Source organism: Lentibacillus salinarum (assembly GCF_042679865.1).
GTDB lineage: Bacteria > Bacillota > Bacilli > Bacillales > Amphibacillaceae > Lentibacillus > Lentibacillus salinarum.
This window is the reverse complement of sequence record NZ_JBHTNH010000010.1, coordinates 1-18,296: the sequence shown is the minus strand read 5'-3', so window position 1 is coordinate 18,296 and position 18,296 is coordinate 1. Positions and strand designations below refer to the sequence as shown.

The following is an 18,296-nucleotide window of genomic DNA, read 5'->3' as shown; positions in this document are numbered from 1 at the left end:
CAATTAATCCAATTTTAAAACCCTCGCCATGATATCTGTCACAGCGAGGGTTTTTTCTTATAATTTAACCTTCCAGCAATAAGTCATATGGGTCTTCCAGCAGCTCTTTAATCCGGACGAGGAACTGGACGGCTTCTTTACCGTCTACAATCCGGTGGTCATATGATACTGCCAGGTACATCATCGGACGTACTTCAATGGAGTCATCCGGCATGACGACTGGACGTTTTTGAATGTTATGCATGCCCAAGATACCCACTTGCGGCGAATTAAGGATAGGTGTGGACAGCATAGATCCAAAGGTACCACCATTGGTAATTGTAAATGTTCCGCCCTGCAGATCGTTCAATGCCAATTCTTTATTGATGGCTTTTTGGCCCAAGTTGCCGATTTCTTTTTCCACGCCAGCAAAATCCAGCTTATCCGCATCACGTACAACCGGCACGACCAAACCTTCATCGGTGGAAACAGCAATCCCGATATCATAGAACTTTTTCTTAACAATTTCTTTACCCTGAATTTCCGCATTCAGAAGCGGGAAGTCTTTTAGCGCGCCAATGACGGCTTTCGTAAAGAAGGACATGAAGCCCAGTTTCACACCATGCTTTTCCTTAAAGTCCTCTTTCCGTTGATTACGCAGCTTCATGATAGCTGACATGTCAACTTCATTAAATGTCGTAAGCATAGCTGATTCTTGTTGCACATCTACGAGCCGGTTAGCAATTGTTTGGCGGCGGCGGGACATTTTGATACGCTCCACCGGCTTATCAAATTCCGTCTTCTCCGGCTGTTCTGACTGATTCTTGGATTCTGCTTTTGCAGCTGGCTTTGATTCTGTTTTCTCACTGCCGCCTTTTGCAGCGGAGTCAACATCTTCCGGACGAATACGCCCTAATGGATCGCGCGCCTGCACATCGCTCAGATCAATGCCCAATTCCCGTGCACGCTTACGGGCAGCAGGTGAGGCAATGACATCCTGGCTGTTGCCTGAGGCGTCATCCTGTCCGTTTTGTTCTTTTTGCTTGTCTTCCTTCGGCGCTTCTGAGGAGGTAGCAGGCGCTTTTTCCTCTTTTGCACCCGTATCCTCAGCTGGGACTTCTTTTTCTTCAGCAGACGCACTGGCGCCCGCTTCACCATTTTCATCAACGTTGGCAATCACATCTCCGACTTCCACGTCGGCGCCTTCCTCATGAATGATCTCAGTGATGACACCTGCATAATCCGTGTTTACTTCGACATTGACTTTATCGGTTTCCAGTTCAACAACCGCATCCCCTTTTTCGACTTTATCACCTTTATTAACGAGCCATTGGGAAATGGTGCCTTCTGTAATCGACTCTGCAAGTTCCGGGATTTTAATTTCACTCACTGGAATCTCCTCCTTCTGACGGATTAATCGCTTGTTCAATGATTTGCCGCTGTTCCGTTTTATCCACGTTCGGTTCCCCGACAGCCGGTGATGCACGATGTGGACGTCCGATATATCTGAGTGTCTGTTCTTCCGTTAGCAAGTCTCGCAAGTAATCATCAACGAAATCCCAGCTGCCCATGTTTTGTGGCTCTTCCTGGACCCAGACGATTTCTTTCAGGTTCGGTAATTCCTTCAACTCTTGTTCCAGCTGCTTTGTCGGGAATGGATAAATTTGTTCCAATCTTAAAGCACGCAGCCATTCAAATGTCTCGTTCGAATCGACAATCGCTTCTTCAATGTCCACCATGACTTTACCACTGCCGATTAATAAGCGTGTTGCGTTTTTCTTGCTCACTTTCAAATTAGGCTGCTGTCTTAAAGGTTTGAATTTGCCATCCGTAAATTCATCCGCACTGGAAGCAACTCGCTGGTTACGCAATAAACTTTTTGGTGACATCAGAATCAACGGCCGTGCTTCTTCTTTACCACGCATGGCGGCCTGTCGGCGGATCAAATGGAAATATTGCGCTGCTGACGTGACATTGGCAACAATCCAATTATTTTCCGCAGCCAGTTGCAAAAAGCGTTCAAGACGAGCACTGGAATGTTCAGGACCCTGACCTTCATAACTATGCGGCAGCAACATAACCATATTGGATTTATCGCCCCATTTGGCACGTGCTGCCGAAATGAATTGATCGAAAATAACCTGTGCCGCATTAGCAAAGTCACCAAATTGCGCTTCCCAAATAACAAGCGTATTCGGTGCCTGCACACTATACCCGTATTCGAAGCCTAATACACCCGCTTCGGAAAGTGGACTGTTCCGGATATCAAATGACGCCTCAACACCATCAAGGCCGTGCATCGGACAGTACGTTTCACCGGTTTCAGCATCGTGCAGGACCAAATGGCGGTGAGCAAACGTCCCACGCTCTGTGTCTTGACCGGTTATACGAATCGGGATCCCGTCATTCAGAATAGATGCGTATGTCAGCGCCTCTCCGGCACCCCAGTCAGCTTTGTTCCCTTCTTCCAGAACACTTTCACGGCGACTGAGGATCCGTTTTAATTTCCGGAAAACGTTAAATCCTTCAGGACGCTTTTGCAGGTCGTCATTCAACTTTTTCAGCGTTTTAAGTGGTACAGCTGTATCAAATTGATCAAGTCCATTTGCTAACGCTTTAGGCATACTTCTGGCTTCCGCTTCACCAGAGTCATTTTCTTTCATGTTTTCATAAATGTCCCGTAAGCTGGATTCTGTTTTATTTTTTAAATTTGTCAGTTCATCCGCTTCAACAATACCCTCTTTTTGCAGTCTTTCCGCAAAAACATTGGCCGCTGTCAGATGATTATCAATATCCTGATACAAGGAAGGCTGTGTCGCCCGCGGTTCATCCATCTCGTTATGGCCGTAACGGCGGTAGCCAACTAAATCGATCAAAAAGTCTTTATGAAATTTCTGGCGGTATTCATAAGCCATTTTGATGGCAACGACACATGCCGCCGGATCATCACCATTCACATGAATAATCGGGATTTCGAACCCTTTAGCCAGATCGCTGGCGTAGCGGGTTGATCGGCCGTCTTGCTGGTTGGTCGTATAACCGAGCAGATTATTCGCGATAATATGCAGGGTTCCACCTGTCTGATAGCCTGGCAGTCCCTTGAAGTTCAACGTTTCGGCCACAACACCTTCCCCGATAAATGCCGCATCACCATGAATCAATACAGGAAGTGCTTTGCTGTAATCCTGCTCCGGATAACCTTTTTGTGAGCGATCGTCCTGACCTGCACGAGCAAAGCCTTCCACAACCGGATTGACAAACTCAAGGTGGGACGGATTGTTGGCAAGTGTAATGCGTGTTCCCGTTTCATCGCCTTCCCTCACGTCCTTCGTTGCCCCAAAGTGATACTTCACATCCCCGGTCCAGCCATAATTAATGCCTGTTGACCCTTCGGAAGGAATGAGTTCTTTATCAGGTGAATGATGAAATTCGGAAAATATTTTATCGAACGGTTTCCCCAGCACATGTGACAGTACACTGAGACGTCCCCGATGAGCCATTCCCATCATGATATGTTCAATCCGGTCTTCAATCGAATTGTTGACAACCCGGTCGAGCATCGGAATCATTGACTCCAAACCTTCAATTGAAAAACGCTTCTGCCCGACGAATGTTTTTTGCAGAAATTCTTCAAATCCTTCAACTTGAGCCAGGCGTTCCAGCAATTTCTTTTTATTTTCATCAGACAATGCCGCATCATATTTACCGGACTCGATATAATCCAACAACCATACTCGTTCATCATCATTGTTGACATGATCATACTCAAACGTTATGGTACCGGAATATAACTTTTTCAGTTCCCGGATGACGTCATAGCCGTCTTCCACACCGGACGGCGCTTGCTCCCACAGCCAGGAAGCAGGAATACTCCGTAAATCTTCTTCGGTCAGTTCATATGTTTCCGGATCGACAAGATTTGTGTTTCGCCCATCACGTCCTACCGGATAAATGTCAGCTTCAAGATGGCCAAAACGACGAATAGCCTCAACAAGTCGCATTGCTGAGGTTAGCTTTTTGACATCACCTATGGACGATGTTGATCGAGCCGATTCCTGGCTAGCGCCCTGTGACGCCTGCACCCGGACAGGGGTACCATGCTGGTCAAAGAGCTCTTTTAAAGAAGGATCAACCGCGTCATGATCTTCTTTATATAATTCGTATTGCTCTTCAATATACCCCATGTTCGGTCCATGAAAACTGCCCCAGAATCTTTCGTGAGATTCTTCATTTTGTGCCACGTCTATACCCCCATTAATCGTTAACTATATCCCGTTAATAGAATGAAGCTCAAACGTTTCACACACGCACTTGAACACGTACTATTACGGCTTTCACACTCAGATTTCATTATAGAACTTTATCCTTCATTACATCAACTAATATACTCTATTTTACCCCCTTATACAATAAAGGAACCCACTGTTCGAAAAATAAAATAATTCGCATTATATAACATTGCGCAATTGACGACACTTTTGGTTCACATAACAGGAATTATCCGATATAATAGGGGCATAATAAAAACACAACGAGGCATACATAAACGATACGAGGAGGCCATAACATGAAACTTGCACTTATATTGGGCGTTGCTGTCACTTTTCTGGTTTCCTGCTTTACAGCGGGGTATGAAGCTAAACCCGGCGTACCAAAAAAAGATCAATAAAAAACGTGCTCTGCACCCCTATTCTTCAGAGGCCACTATAATAAAAGCATCGGCGACTCAGCCGATGCTTTTATTATAGTGACGTTTTTCTATCGCATCTCCGGAAATCCCTGCTGCCTTAATGCCTCATAAACAATAATGGCTGCCGTATTGGCCAAATTCAATGAACGGACTTTTTCACCCATATGCACCCTTAAACACCGATCCTCTTTTCCATTCAGAAAATCATCCGGAAACCCACTGCCTTCACGGCCAAATACAAAAAACAAATCCTGATTGGCATCCGATAAATCATAATCCGTGTAATAATTGGACCCGACATTTTCAATATAATAATACATACCATTGGGAAAAGCTGTATACAAATCTTCTATGCCAGCATATTCACGCACATCAACATATCGCCAATAATCGAGCCCCGCCCGCCGGACCATTTTATCATCAGTTGAAAATCCAAGCGGACGGATTAAATGAAGTGTTGCATTTGCTGACAGGCAGGTTCTAGCTATGTTGCCTGTATTTGCCGGAATTTCAGGTTGATATAGTACGATATTCAGGCTCACTGTTCCATTCCCCTCTTTTGACTAAAATGACTCTATTATTATAGCACTACTCCCCAATCTGGAAAAACTTATACTGAATATCCGGTGTCCAAGCGGTAGAATCTTCATACGACCAATAACGGTTGCGGCTGTTATCAGTGTGCGCATTCACCAGCGGCATTCCATCAGCATCTTTTGTCACAACAATCGTGTTATGATCCCATCGGCCGTCACCTGCAAAGTCATAACAGATAATATCACCGGGCATAAGTTCACGGGCCGATTCCATTTCTTTTCCTTTTAAACCCGAAGTTGATCCGCTTAAATACCAGCGTAATGAATGAGCCACCGCCCAACTGTAGCTCCAATTATCATCCTGGTACCACCACCCGTTTCCCCGGTCAGGTGCTCCCCGCATCGGCGCCCCACCAGCCCGCATGCATTGGGAAACGAAATTAGTACAATCAACATCAAACGTCCGATAGGCCGAATTATAACTGTTCCACCAACGTTCTGCATACTGAACGGCTGAACGTCTGTCATAGGAAAATCGTTCCCCGACAGGTTCTCTTAACGCGGCCGTTTCCAGTTCCGCCTTATTGTCTGTCCGGTACGGCCTTTCTGCTATTTTATGATCCACTATTTCGCCATTTTCCCATCTGAACTGGAACGGAATGACCTGTTCCTCCTGGAAAAATTGCTGCTGCTGTTTAATCAGAAACGACACGTGCAATAAATAACGGCAGACCGTTTGCCCGGTGTATCGAAGCGCCTCAAAAACATGGCCCTCTCCCCTGATTCTTACAACTTCAGCGTCGCGGCTGCGATGCAGATCCTTTTTCCGGCGCCACCAACTGTTCACCTGACGATCAGACTGGAAAAAGTCAAGCCAGTCATGTTTCAGTTTCTCCATAAAAAATCCCCTCCATTGTCAGTATATGGAGAGAATCGTTGTCCAAATCCTGTTATTTCGCTTCATGAGCCAGCAGAAATTCTTTTTTGTCCACGCCGCCGCCATAACCTACCATTTTACCATTTGACCCAATGACACGATGGCATGGCACCACAATCGAAAATGGATTTTTATTGACTGCACCGCCGACTGCACGGATGGCTTTCGGCTTACCAATCACTTCAGCAATATCTTTGTACGTCCGTGTCTGACCGTATGGAATCGCGTCATACAAAGCATGCCAGACTTTTTGCTGAAACGGTGTGCCGTGGAACGCAAAAGCAAATGAGAAATCTTGCCGTTTTCCCTGAAAATAGTCAAGCAGTTCACTTTTAACATGATCCACCTGTTCGGAATTCTGTATAAACGCTGGATGTTCAAAATAACGTTTGGCCCATTTTTGCATGCTGGCTTCAAGTTCTGCAAAGGGGCCATAATCAATCCGGATCGCTTTCTCCCCATCCGTCATAATGGTGAGCATGCCAACCGGGGAATCCATTTCATCGTAATAAAAATTCATAACGAACACCTCTTTTTCGGTCATTCTCGATCAGGTGGCCGACACCTCCTGAAACGCCAGTCCTTTTTCCATTTCAGTCAGTACTTGCTCATCCGATTCCTTTTCCATTGCTTCCCTTATAGCAGCATAGGCTTTATCAGTGCCAATTTTACCGAGTGACCAAGCCGCTGTCCCCCGGATGACCGGCCTCGGGTCCTCGTTCATGACAACGATAATAGTATCAACAGCTGTCTTATCCTTGTAATGCGCAAGGGCTATTAAGGCATTGCGCTGCAGCGGTTTTTTACCGCGCCATGAACCGGCAATATGCCCGAATGTCTCTTTAAATTCCCGGTTCGAAACCCGAAGCATGGGTTTCAGTTTCGGTTTGGCCACGTCCGGTTCCGGTTCAAATTCCGGGTGGTTATGAAAATCAACTTGTTTATTGTATGGGCAAACAACCTGACATGTATCGAAACCATAGATGAAATTGCCGATTTTCGGACGGAATTCATCCGGCATAAAATCCTTCGTCTGCGTTAAAAACGCCAGACATCGCTGTGCATTCAACTGACCGCCCTGGACGAGTGCACCGGTCGGACAAGCATCGAGACATTTCCTGCAGGAGCCGCACCCGTCTTCCAGCGGTGTATCCGGCACAAACGGAATATTCGTCATCAATTCACCAAGGTAAACATATGAACCGAATTCAGGCGTGATGATGGCGGTATTTTTTCCGCTGAACCCGATACCGGCCCGTTCAGCGACAGCACGGTCGGATAGTTCACCGGTATCGACCATTATTTTTGTATTGGCATCGGGTACGCGCGCTTTAATAAACGTCTCAAGTTTTCCCAGTTTTTCCCTGAGTACGTCGTGATAGTCAGTCCCCCATGAAGCCCGGCAAAAAACACCCCGTCGCTCCTCCTTCGTGCTTTTGGGGCCATCCTTAATACGGGAAGGATAGGCCAAGGCAATCGAAATGATCGACTTGGCCTCCGGCAGCAGCCGCGCCGGCTCGGTCCGTTCGTCAACCGACCCTTTTTCAAAACCAGACTGATAGCCGAGTTCCTGCTGCCGCTTCAATCGTTGTTTCAATCCTTCAAATATATCAGCAGAAGCAAACCCGATTTTATCAATGCCGATTTTCTGGCTGTAATCAATAATGTCCTGTCTCAGCTGATTCGTATTCATTCGGGCTGCCTCCTTTTCTGTTTGTTGTGGCACTTATTGCTGCTTAATGTTGGCTGTACGCATCCTGTTAAGGACTGCCGCAATTTCATACCGTCTCGGCCGGGCGATATCCCCCGGATGCTGGTCTTTAAACACTGTAAATGATGCCAGCCCTTTTTGATCCATTTGCTGCTCGATTTCATCCAGCAGTTCATACAGTGATTTGCTGCCAAGCGCGTTGGTCCGGTCAAGGTGTTGAATCATTTCTGCAATCATTCGTGTCTGAGACGTGTCGACCAGCTGCTCTGTATCGGCAAATGTGATATCGGTCCGGCCCATTAAAATGGTCGTCAGTCCTTTCGCCTGTGTTTTGGATTTATTCCCTTTTCTTGTCTGCAGTGATGACTGCTGGAAATACCGCTCACTGATGCGGCCAAACGTGTCAGTTGTTACCGCCTCCCGGTTAGTCGGGTTTTCCGACACAATCCGTTTCGCTTCTGCTGTCACATTGTAAGGCTTATATGCTTCCATCATGATAACGGTATCCGCCACATCGAAGTAATCACCAGAGCCCCCCATCACGAGAATGGTTGATACATCAAGCTGATCATGCATTTGCTTAATGTTGTCAATGAACGGCGTAATCGGTTCTTTATCTTTATGGACAAGCTGCTGCATACGCTGATCACGGATCATGAAATTCGTCGCACTCGTGTCCTCATCAATCAGCAGTGTCCCGGCCCCTGCTTCCAGTGCTTCCATGACATTGGCTGCCTGAGAGGTACTTCCGCTGGCATTTTCGGTTGAGAAAAAATGTGTATCCTGCTTATGCGGCAAGTTATTGATAAACGGCGAAATATTGACACCCGTTACTTGCCGGCCGTCTTCAGCCCGGATTTTGACAGCGTCCGGATCGGTGAGAACATATTCACGGCCATCCCCACTGGTATGCGCATACACACCGCGCTCCATCGCCTCCAGAATCGTACTTTTTCCGTGATAACCACCACCGACAATCAGCGTGATGCCTTTTTTAATCGCCATGCCTTTTACCGGCTCTGTTCGATGCGGGATTTCAATCGCCACTTCATTTTCCTCAGGGCTCTGAAACGGAACCGCAGCTTTTAACGGCCGATGACTGATGCCACTTTCTCTTGGCAGGATGGAACCATTGGCAATGAATGAAATCCAGTTGTTTTGGCGCATTTCCGCTCGGATGGCTTCCTGCTGATCGGCCAATTGGACCGCGTTTTCAATCTCGTTATCGGTGATTGCGAAAATGGACTGTTTTAAAATATCAGGTATGGCATTGAAAAATAACTTCTCAGCTTCCTTGCCATTGATTTTCCGGCCGTTCGCCGGCAAGCCGACCGATATACAGACTGTAATCGAGGCGTCATCGGCCTGGACTGCACTCCGCTCGAGCACTTCCTGTCCCGGCCGGTCAAATTGAATACTGCCACTTTTTCCCGATCCTTTAATGGAAAAATGACCTTTGGCAATGGCCGTGCCTACTTTCCGGGCAAGGACGTCCTCTGTCGCCACTCTGCGCCTGGAGGATTCCAGCCAACTTGCCTGTAGTGAGCGTTTTTTGGTTGGTATAACAGCTCGTATTTTGGATGGTGACGCAAACGGGTCTCCCTGTACATAATCGATAAATAAATCAAAGTCGGAAAATTTGTAATGACCTTGAATACCTTTATACGCTTTATAACCTTTTCCATCAATCTGTTTTAATATCTGTCTTAATTGTTTCATATCATATCCCTCAACTATCTTAGTTTCAAATTCAGAATACATGGTTATTAAGACACATTCAAGTATAGCAAAGCAACGGTTATCCTATGAAAAAACGCAATGCTTCGTTATATGGCGAAACACTGCGTTGTGACATATGTGTATGGAGCGGGTGATGGGGATCGAACCCACGACATCAGCTTGGGAAGCTGAGATTTTACCACTAAACTACACCCGCATGGCATCCGAAATAATTTTTTGCTTATGAACTGTGAATATTTTTATAAGAATGTAATATATTATACCAACTCAACAAAGACGAATCAACCGTTTTTTAATTTTTCTAGCTTACTTCTGTTATGACTATAATCGAACCCACAACCAAAAAAGGGGCGTCCTAAAAAATTTTTTTCACGCCACCTTTTCCAGCCTCTATACGATTATAGTTATAAACAAGGGCTACAAGACGCAATTTTCGACACTGCATTGATGGCAGGCAAGCATCTTCCTGAAATAGGCCATGTCAATAACCTGAAAATGCTTGTCCCCACTGGAAATAACACCCATTTTTTTCCACTTATTAACGATCCGGCTAACAGTTTCACGGGAAACGGCGATATGTCTACTGATGTCCTGAATCATGATCGGCTCCGTAATCGAAATACCTTTGGGCGTTACGACCCCGTACATATTCGCATAACGGACAAAGACAGAAGCAACAGCACCTTCTGACCCGAAAGCGATATAGTCACGCATTTTAGCTTTGCTTGCTTCCAAAGATTCAGCAATCCAGCGGGTAAAGTGCAGACTGAGCCAGCCATTTTGTGATAAAATGTCAGTAATCGTTTCACGTTTGATCCTGTATAGCTCAGTATCCTGCATGGCTTTTGCCGAGTTTGAGTAGTTGACACCACCAAACACACCGATTTCACCAAATCCATCATTTGCACCGCGTGTAAAGATGGTCAAATCTTTGGCCGGTTCAATACTTTTAAAAATACGTACGCTCCCATTATGTATCAAATACAAATAATCAGCGCGTGCACCTTCTTTGAAAACAGAGGAATTTTTCGGCACATGCAGTCGATGTGAAGCGGCTATAAGGTTTTCACGTTCCTGATGATTTAACCGTTCCATTAATGGTTCCATTTCCGGTCCCCCCTATACGCTTGCATATACCACATTTTAGGGGATGTAAAACGATTATTCTGTGACGATTATCACGCTTTACAGAAAATAACTTTTTAAGGAGGCATATGAAGTGTCTGTTTATCCTATTATTCTATCACAAACTAGCTTTATCAGCCGTGACGATCTGACATACCCTTTTGAAGAACGAGGACTGCAGTTTGGCGACGGGGTCTATGAAGTCATCCGCATTTATCAAGGTTCCTATTATTTGCTCACCGAACATATCGATCGATTATTCCGGTCTGCTGATGCGATCAAAATTGAACTGCCATTTTCCAATCAAGAAATTACCAGCCTGTTACAGGAATTGCTGAGCAAGAACGCCATAACAGAAGACGGCATTGTCTATCTGCAGGCTACGCGTGGATCAGCCCCGCGCAATCATGCTTTTCCGGATGATACACCAGCTAATGTCTATGCTTATATCCGGGAGATGCCGCGTAAACTGCAACAACTGACAAACGGTGTCGCAGCTATTACCCATCGTGATACCCGTTGGGAAAACTGCTATATTAAAAGTCTGAACCTGCTGCCGAACGTACTTGCCAAACAGGAAGCACAAGAAAACGGCTGTTATGAAGCGATTCTACAAAAGGATGGCCTTGTCACTGAATGCAGTTCGTCAAATATTTACCTTGTCAAAGACGGCCATATTTACACACACCCAGCCACAAACCATATTCTGCACGGCTGTGTTCGTATGCGCGTTGAACAATTTGCTGCTGATTTGGAAATTCCGTTTATGGAAGAAGCTTTTTCCGTTGACGCGATCGCGGATGCTGATGAATTATTCCTGTCCAGCAGCACGTCTGAAGTTATGCCTGTCGTGGAAATTGACGGAGAACCGGTCGCCGATGGGAAACCAGGAAAAATAACCCGGCAAATTCAGGAAGTCTATGAAACAGATGCTAATCTCTCTGAAGTAAAACACTAGCCTTTTGACTTTTCAAAAGGCTTTTCTTTTTTCAGTAAAATACATTTGATTCGTCACCCGAAATAGTTTACTATGAAACAAATTCACATCTTAACAAGGAGGATCCATTATGAATGATAAGGCAAAGCAGGCATTGACGGCAAAAGACCTGAAAAAGATTAATGTTTATAGTGATCCGCAGTTCACACCCGATGGACACGGCTATACCTTTGTCTCCACCGCCGCAAACGATGACAACGATTATACGTCGCACGTGTTTTTTCAAGCGTTAAACGACCAAAAGGCGACACAATGGACATTTGCTGACGCTCAGAATAGTCACCCGCGTTTTTCGCCAGATGGCCAAAATGTTGTGTTTCAATCAACGCGCACTGGGATACCACAATTATGGCTGTTACATACGGATGGCGGTGAAGCGAAACAGCTGACAACCTTCAAACATGGTGCTGGTAACCCGGAATGGTCCAAGGATGGCCAATCTATCATTTTCAGCGCACCACTGGAAGAAGCGGACGACGCAAACGATCAACAAGAACCAAACGAAGAAGAACGCCAAAAAGAAAAAGAGAAAAAACGGAAACAGCCGCTAGTTATCAACCGGTTAAAGTATAAATCAGACGCCAGTGGATTCCACGATGCTAAACGTACACAGATTATCCGCTATGACGTTGCGAATGAAACGTTTGAACAGCTGACTTCAGCTTACACGGACCACCATTTCGAGGATATATCACCGGATGACCAACAGCTATTATTCAGTGCCAACCTCAGTGAAGACCGGGATTACGAACTGACCAATGACCTTTACCTCCTTGATCTGGCAACAAAGAACATCACGACTTTAACGAACGGTAAGGGCCAGTATGGAAACGCACGATTCTCACCAAGCGGCGGAAAAATCGCCTGCCTCGGCCATGATTTCGCCTACCAGGGGGCCACCTTGAATGAATTATTCGTATTTGATGCCGAAACAGGAGACCGGTCGTGCTTAAGCCATGTATGGGATATTCAGCTTGGTGATGCGATGATCGGTGATACCCGAATGGGACAATCCGAAAATGGCCCCGTTTGGCATGAAGACGAAGCACATTTATTTTTTATTGCGACTGATTTCGGGGCGACCGGTATTTACCAGGCCAGCCTTGATGGTGACTTAACAGTGATGTACAAGGAAAACAGCCATGTGTTTGGCTTTTCGTATCACGAAGGAACGTTTATTCTTGGCATCAGTACACCGACCAATCCGGGCAACTTCTATCAACTGGACAAAAAAGGACACATCAGTCGGTTAACAGATGCCAATAGGGCATTTTTGGATGAGGTCGCGTTGAGCGAGCCAGAAACACTGACATTCGAGGCAGACGACGGTTGGGAAATTCAGGGCTGGTTGCTACGGCCTTATGGGTTTGAAGAAGGCAAAAAATATCCATTTGTGCTGGAAGTGCACGGCGGACCGCATGCCATGTACGGACAGACATTTTTCCACGAAATGCAGCTGCTTGCTGCTAAAGGCTATGTTGTCCTGTACACCAATCCCCGCGGAAGCCACGGATACGGTCAAGCGTTTGTCGATGCCTGCCGTACAGATTATGGCGGTAAGGACTATACCGATTTGATGAGCGCTGTTGACGACGTGCTGGAAACATATGATTTCATTGATGAGGAACGTCTCGGCGTAACTGGCGGCAGTTATGGCGGGTTTATGACCAACTGGATTATCGGCCATACCAACCGGTTTAAAGCAGCGGTAACACAACGCTGTATCAGTAACTGGCTCAGTTTTTACGGTGTCAGCGATATTGGTTATTTCTTTACAAAGTGGGAACTGGGCAAAAACCTGCTGGAAGATCCTGCTCAACTGTGGGATTTCTCACCGCTGAAGTATGCCGAAAACATGGAAACACCTTTGTTGATTGTGCACGGGGAAAATGATTATCGCTGTCCGATCGAACAAAGTGAGCAACTATTTGTGACATTAAAACATATGAAGAAAGACGTTGAATTTGTCCGCTTCCCCGATGCCAATCATGAATTGAGCCGGAGCGGCAAGCCGGAAATGCGTATCGAACGCTTGAACCACATCACGCGCTGGTTTGAGCAATACTTGTAAAAAACAAAAAGCGGACGTTCCCACAAACGGGATACGTCCGCTTTTTTTAAAGATACAAAAGTATAACATTTCAGGTTAAGTCTATAATCGTGAAATCGGCTGGTTCGCCGATTTCTTCAAGTCTGACTTCCGGCCTCTGACCTCTGGAAAGACGAGGCGGAAGCCGAGTTTTTCTTATGGCCAATTCGCATACTCAGCCAAAAAGGTATTGAGCTTGTCAATGTATCTTTCTTTGGTAACGACAAATGACTCCCCGTGCCCGGCATTGTCTACTGTCATAAGCTGTGCTTCACTTTTCGTATTTTCATAGAGTGTTTGCGACATGGTGGCGGGCACAAACGTATCGGCGTTCCCATGAATATATAATATTGGAACATCCGCTTTTTTGACCTGCTTCAGAGCTGAGGCTTCTTTCAACGAATAGCCTGCCCTTAATTCCGTCACCACACTGGTAGATGGCAGAAATGGGAACGCCGGCAAATGAAACATCCGGTCCATCTGGTATGCGAACAAATCGTTCACACTCGTGTAGGGACTGTCAGCAATAACGGCTTTGACATTATCCGGGAGGTCTTCACCAGCAGTCATGAGTACGGTTGCCGCACCCATGGAGATTCCGTGCAGAATGATTTCTGTATCCTCCCCATAGGTGTCAATTATCTTATCAATCCAGTCCACATAATCCAGACGGTCATGCCAGCCGAAACCGATGTAATCACCACCGCTTGCACCATGGCCCCTGGCGTCTGCTGTAAACAGGTTATAGCCTTCCTGCTCATAATAATACTGACCGAACAACCCCATGTCCATCGCATTTCCAAGATACCCATGGGCCATGACGATAACTTTATTGGTCGGCTCTTCTGCTTCAAGAAAGTAGCCCGTCAATTCCAGCCCATCATCCGATGTCATTTCCCACTCGTCAAATGTCTGCTGATCAACCCATGTCCGCCAGTCACCTTCCAGCAGTTCTTCCATTGTTTCAGCCGATACTTCCAAATCCTCATTCCCCTGCAAAAAATCCTTCTGATTGCGGTCAATGGCCAGCTGATAGAAATAAAAACTGGCGATAATATCTATGATTAAAGCGACACTTACAATGCCGATAATAATTTTTAGCCATCGTTTTCGTTTCACATTTTCCCCTCTTTCCCAAAAAATCGTCTATCTGTATTATACAGGACTATACAAAGACCCGGGCTGTTTAGCGTATAGCAATTCATGGAATTTCATTGATAGTCAGTAAACAGAATTGTATCGCCGTATAGCAAAAACGGACAGAATGCTCTGTCCGCTGCATATGAGAACCGCCTCTTCAGTGGAATAAACCTGCTTCTCTGGATTTTTTCATCAGTTGTTCTGTCTGTTTGTTGAGCACGTTTTTTAACAATGCACCGAACAGCAGAAAGCCAATTCCGAATGATGCCAGGATGACCACATCGTGTATAACGGTCTCCCATATAATACCCCCGACTGCTTCCCGCATAAGATCAATAGCATAGGTGAATGGCAGGAATGGGTTGATTTTTTGGAAAAACTCCGGCAACAGCACAACCGGGTACGTTCCACCGGCTCCAGCAATCTGCAGAACCAGCAGGACGATCACCATTGCCTTCCCGACATCACCGAATAGGGAAACGAGTGTGTACGTAATAAGCATGAACACCAGACTGATGAACAGACCAAATATGACAAACCATACCGGGTGTACCATATTGATATCCAGAATGAATATATCACCCAGTGTCACAACAAGTGCCTGTAATAATCCGATGGTGCCAAATGTGAACAGTTTACCGAAATACCGTTCCCGGCCTGTCAACTCTTCCTTATGATGCACATCTGCAGCCAGCAGAGAAATCAGCAACAAGCCACCGACCCAAATGGCGAGCACCGTGTAAAATGGTGTCATCCCGGTGCCGTAATTCTGAATTGGAAAAACCTCATTCTTATTCAGTTTGACCGGTTCTTCAAAAAAACCGCGCTCTGCTTCCGGGTCGTTCCGTAATAACGCAATAATCTCGTTAATATCCGCTTCGTCCTGAATATCACGGATCTTGTCAGCAAGCTTATTAACTTTTTCATTGACGTAGGGATACTCACCAAGAATGGTATGAAGGTAATCCTGACCTTTCCCAATGTCCTCATCCGTATTGTTAAGAACGCGCTTCACTTCTGGTATGGTTGATTGAATCCCATTTAAAATCTCATTGGCATTCGATAACGTCTGCTGGGCATTACCTATTTTCTGTCTGACTTCGGGCTCAATATTTTCTTGATAATCTGCCAAAAAATCGCCAATTCGATTTGCCGTGTTGCCGGATAGGTCTTCAAGATCGGAAAGGATTGAATCCACTTCCTGTTGCTTATCGTTAATGAATGATGTGATTTGACCACCGTTCTGCTGTGCCTCTTCAAGGGCCTTGCGAAGTGTAACCAGCTGCTCTAACGCATCATCGATCACTTGATTCTGGTTGTTCGTATTCTGCGAAGCACTATCACCCTGATTGGAGGAGTCTCCTGGACCGTCCTGGCCACTATTGTCACTCCCCTCGCCATCACCGCCTGAAGGGTCACCATCCTGCTGGTTCCGATTCATTTCCTTCAGCTGCTGCAATGCTGCTTCGATGTCACCGATCCGGTTTGTGGCATCATCCAATGAGCCACTGATATTCTGCTCAAGCTCTTTGCCTCTGCTGAAATCAATGTCCTGTCCCTGGACATCCTGAAGCAGTTGATGAATATCTTCAGCTGTGGTTTGTGCTTTCTGCAAATCTTCCACAATCTGCGGCGCCAATTCATTCAAGCGATCCGCCGCTTTCGTTAATAAGCTAGATGTCTCCTTGACTGTTTCAAGACCACTGTTTGTTGTCTGCTCGGCCTCTGGAATCTTTTCCTGGGCTTCCTTAATGATGGCCTGAGCATTTTCTGTATCCTCAAGTCCGCTGGAGACCAAATCGTGAATCTCCGGCAGTTCGTCTTCCATCGTAAAGATATAATCCTCAAACTTTCGGATATCCGGCAGATTTTCATTTAATTCAATGCCGATTTCGTCAAACATATCAAAAATAACGCCATTCACCGTGGATATGAATTTGCTGGTGACCTGCTCGACAATCGTACCGGCGCCCTTATCCGTAATTTTAGGTGCTATGGCATTAATTTTTTCGTTTACATAGTATTCCATTTCACTTTTTTCCGGTTGATCCGAGATAACGGTTGTCAGTTTTTCCGAAAAATCTTCCGGAACGATAATGACAGCAAAATAATCACCATATTTCAGATTTTTCATAGCATCTTCACGGTTTGTGAAATGCCAGTCCATCGAGTCGTTATGTTTAAGGGTGTCCACAACATCATTACCGACATCGATGTCTTCACCACGTACCTCCGAACCTGTGTCTTCGTTCACCACGCCAATTGGGATCTGGTCTGTCTGGCCGTACGGATCCCAGGACGCTATGATATTGAACCAGGCATACAGCGATGGCAGTATAATCAGACCACCAATTAGAATCGCTGCAACCCAGTTTCTAGCAATATTGTTCATATCCCTTACGTAAATCATCCTGCTGTTTTTCATGGTTTTGCTCCTTGTTCCAATCTAGACACTTATATATTCTAGGTATTTGTCATAATGCCATATTTAAACATTATAGCATCAGCCCCAAAAAAGTCACATTAGAAAGAACATGTGCTTTGTTATCAAACTTTTTAAAACGGAGTTCATTGAAGGGCAGTCTTTCAAAAACCATTACGAGGAAACAAAATAGCACGCAGAGGAATTATAATTAACAGACTTATGAGAACAATTTACCATTTATTGAGAATTACAAGCTTTTCCAGTCCATATGTAGTATAATGAAAGGGACGGGTTATTCTGGAGTGTGCTTACGGAGAAAAAAGCAAGTGGGTTTTCCCTTGCTTGTCGGCTTCAAATCCCTTAAATGAAGGGGGTAGACGTAAGTGATTCCAATTGACAAGACCCTTGAGTTGATGCTCATGTTCGGCACGCTTGTATTGTTAATTGTTGATTCCAATGAAAAAAAGTAATCCCCCGTCGAATGATCAAGCTAAAATCCGGGGGCATTACTTTTTTCGGTCCCTGATCGAGGCCGCCACACTCATAGGATAACCGTCCGGGCCGCAAGTTGCCGCTTGCGGCCTGTTTACGGCCTTGTTAGATCACGTGGCTTATCGCCAAGCCAAATTTGCACATATGCAAAAGAAAGATTTATCTTTCTCATCCGCCAAAAAAACAGCCAATGTCATTTTATTTAGTTGGAGCGACCATTATTCATTAAAATGATATTTAAATTTTTTAGCCCACTTATACAATAAGTTCCAGTGCCACCTATAAAATCATACTTTTGTCTTAATTCAATTATACCATATTCGGATGCGGAATCCATCAAATAAAGTCTAAATTTGCTTCCAATCTTCACGTTTCCCGTTAAAACGTTTCGTATAACATCCAGGCACAGGGCTGGTGGATGGTAATTTAAAGATA

The 18,296-nt window shown here is 45.4% G+C and carries 13 protein-coding genes and 1 tRNA gene; 2 read left to right on the top strand and 12 right to left on the bottom strand.

Annotation, left to right across the window (positions count from 1 at the left end; translation table 11 throughout):
* Positions 1-64: 64 nt before the first annotated feature.
* The 9 genes from odhB to ACFQ4A_RS06535 all read right to left on the bottom strand — a co-directional run bounded on the left by odhB (position 65) and on the right by ACFQ4A_RS06535 (position 10,700).
* Positions 65-1,369: a 2-oxoglutarate dehydrogenase complex dihydrolipoyllysine-residue succinyltransferase gene (gene odhB, locus ACFQ4A_RS06575; RefSeq protein ID WP_382398823.1), complete on the bottom strand. Its 1,305-nt coding sequence runs from the start codon at positions 1,367-1,369 to the stop codon at positions 65-67.
* The gene (locus tag ACFQ4A_RS06570) at positions 1,362-4,220 is read right to left on the bottom strand and encodes a 2-oxoglutarate dehydrogenase E1 component (protein WP_382398821.1); all 2,859 of its coding nucleotides are present in this window, start codon (positions 4,218-4,220) and stop codon (positions 1,362-1,364) included. Before ACFQ4A_RS06570 ends, odhB begins: the two co-directional genes overlap by 8 nt.
* Before the next feature lie 517 nt (positions 4,221-4,737).
* On the bottom strand, positions 4,738-5,211 hold the full coding sequence (locus ACFQ4A_RS06565; protein ID WP_382398819.1) for a tRNA (cytidine(34)-2'-O)-methyltransferase: 474 nt from the start codon (positions 5,209-5,211) through the stop codon (positions 4,738-4,740).
* Positions 5,212-5,257: 46 nt separating this feature from the next.
* Entirely contained in the window at positions 5,258-6,103 is an 846-nt protein-coding gene (locus ACFQ4A_RS06560) for an amidase domain-containing protein (protein ID WP_382398817.1), read from the bottom strand.
* A 52-nt stretch (positions 6,104-6,155) separates the two neighbouring features.
* Positions 6,156-6,662 (bottom strand): methylated-DNA--[protein]-cysteine S-methyltransferase, encoded by a 507-nt coding sequence (locus ACFQ4A_RS06555; RefSeq protein ID WP_382398815.1) that lies wholly within the window; start codon positions 6,660-6,662, stop codon positions 6,156-6,158.
* A 30-nt stretch (positions 6,663-6,692) separates the two neighbouring features.
* Entirely contained in the window at positions 6,693-7,835 is a 1,143-nt protein-coding gene (gene queG / locus ACFQ4A_RS06550) for a tRNA epoxyqueuosine(34) reductase QueG (protein ID WP_382398813.1), read from the bottom strand.
* A 33-nt stretch (positions 7,836-7,868) separates the two neighbouring features.
* Positions 7,869-9,572: an ABC-ATPase domain-containing protein gene (locus tag ACFQ4A_RS06545; RefSeq protein WP_382398811.1), complete on the bottom strand. Its 1,704-nt coding sequence runs from the start codon at positions 9,570-9,572 to the stop codon at positions 7,869-7,871.
* 143 nt (positions 9,573-9,715) lie between these two features.
* Positions 9,716-9,789, bottom strand: a tRNA-Gly gene (locus ACFQ4A_RS06540).
* A gap of 221 nt (positions 9,790-10,010) precedes the next feature.
* Positions 10,011-10,700: a Crp/Fnr family transcriptional regulator gene (locus tag ACFQ4A_RS06535; protein WP_382398809.1), complete on the bottom strand. Its 690-nt coding sequence runs from the start codon at positions 10,698-10,700 to the stop codon at positions 10,011-10,013.
* A gap of 112 nt (positions 10,701-10,812) precedes the next feature.
* Here ACFQ4A_RS06535 and dat point away from each other — a divergent pair, with 112 nt between their 5' ends.
* Entirely contained in the window at positions 10,813-11,676 is an 864-nt protein-coding gene (gene dat, locus ACFQ4A_RS06530) for a D-amino-acid transaminase (RefSeq protein ID WP_382398807.1), read from the top strand.
* Positions 11,677-11,785: 109 nt separating this feature from the next.
* On the top strand, positions 11,786-13,786 hold the full coding sequence (locus tag ACFQ4A_RS06525) for a S9 family peptidase (protein ID WP_382398805.1): 2,001 nt from the start codon (positions 11,786-11,788) through the stop codon (positions 13,784-13,786).
* Positions 13,787-13,960: 174 nt separating this feature from the next.
* On the opposite strand, the gene ACFQ4A_RS06520 is transcribed toward ACFQ4A_RS06525, so the two are convergent.
* The 3 genes from ACFQ4A_RS06520 to ACFQ4A_RS06510 form a co-directional block, all read right to left on the bottom strand.
* On the bottom strand, positions 13,961-14,923 hold the full coding sequence (locus ACFQ4A_RS06520) for an alpha/beta hydrolase (RefSeq protein ID WP_382398803.1): 963 nt from the start codon (positions 14,921-14,923) through the stop codon (positions 13,961-13,963).
* 178 nt (positions 14,924-15,101) lie between these two features.
* Positions 15,102-17,369, bottom strand: coding sequence for a YhgE/Pip family protein (locus ACFQ4A_RS06515; protein WP_382398801.1), 2,268 nt, complete (start codon positions 17,367-17,369; stop codon positions 15,102-15,104).
* 694 nt (positions 17,370-18,063) lie between these two features.
* A partial coding sequence (locus ACFQ4A_RS06510; RefSeq protein ID WP_382398799.1) for a hypothetical protein occupies positions 18,064-18,296 on the bottom strand: 233 nt, incomplete at its 5' end.

Excerpts from the sequence above, each read along its gene's own strand:
- ACFQ4A_RS06515 (WP_382398801.1), bottom strand. The coding sequence starts at position 17,369 with ATGAAAAACAGCAGGATGATTTACGTAAGGGATATGAACAATATTGCT.
- ACFQ4A_RS06545 (WP_382398811.1), bottom strand. The coding sequence starts at position 9,572 with ATGAAACAATTAAGACAGATATTAAAACAGATTGATGGAAAAGGTTAT.
- ACFQ4A_RS06535 (WP_382398809.1), bottom strand. The coding sequence starts at position 10,700 with ATGGAACCATTAATGGAACGGTTAAATCATCAGGAACGTGAAAACCTT.
- ACFQ4A_RS06525 (WP_382398805.1), top strand. The coding sequence starts at position 11,786 with ATGAATGATAAGGCAAAGCAGGCATTGACGGCAAAAGACCTGAAAAAG.
- ACFQ4A_RS06560 (WP_382398817.1), bottom strand. The coding sequence starts at position 6,103 with ATGGAGAAACTGAAACATGACTGGCTTGACTTTTTCCAGTCTGATCGT.
- ACFQ4A_RS06555 (WP_382398815.1), bottom strand. The coding sequence starts at position 6,662 with ATGAATTTTTATTACGATGAAATGGATTCCCCGGTTGGCATGCTCACC.
- queG (WP_382398813.1), bottom strand. The coding sequence starts at position 7,835 with ATGAATACGAATCAGCTGAGACAGGACATTATTGATTACAGCCAGAAA.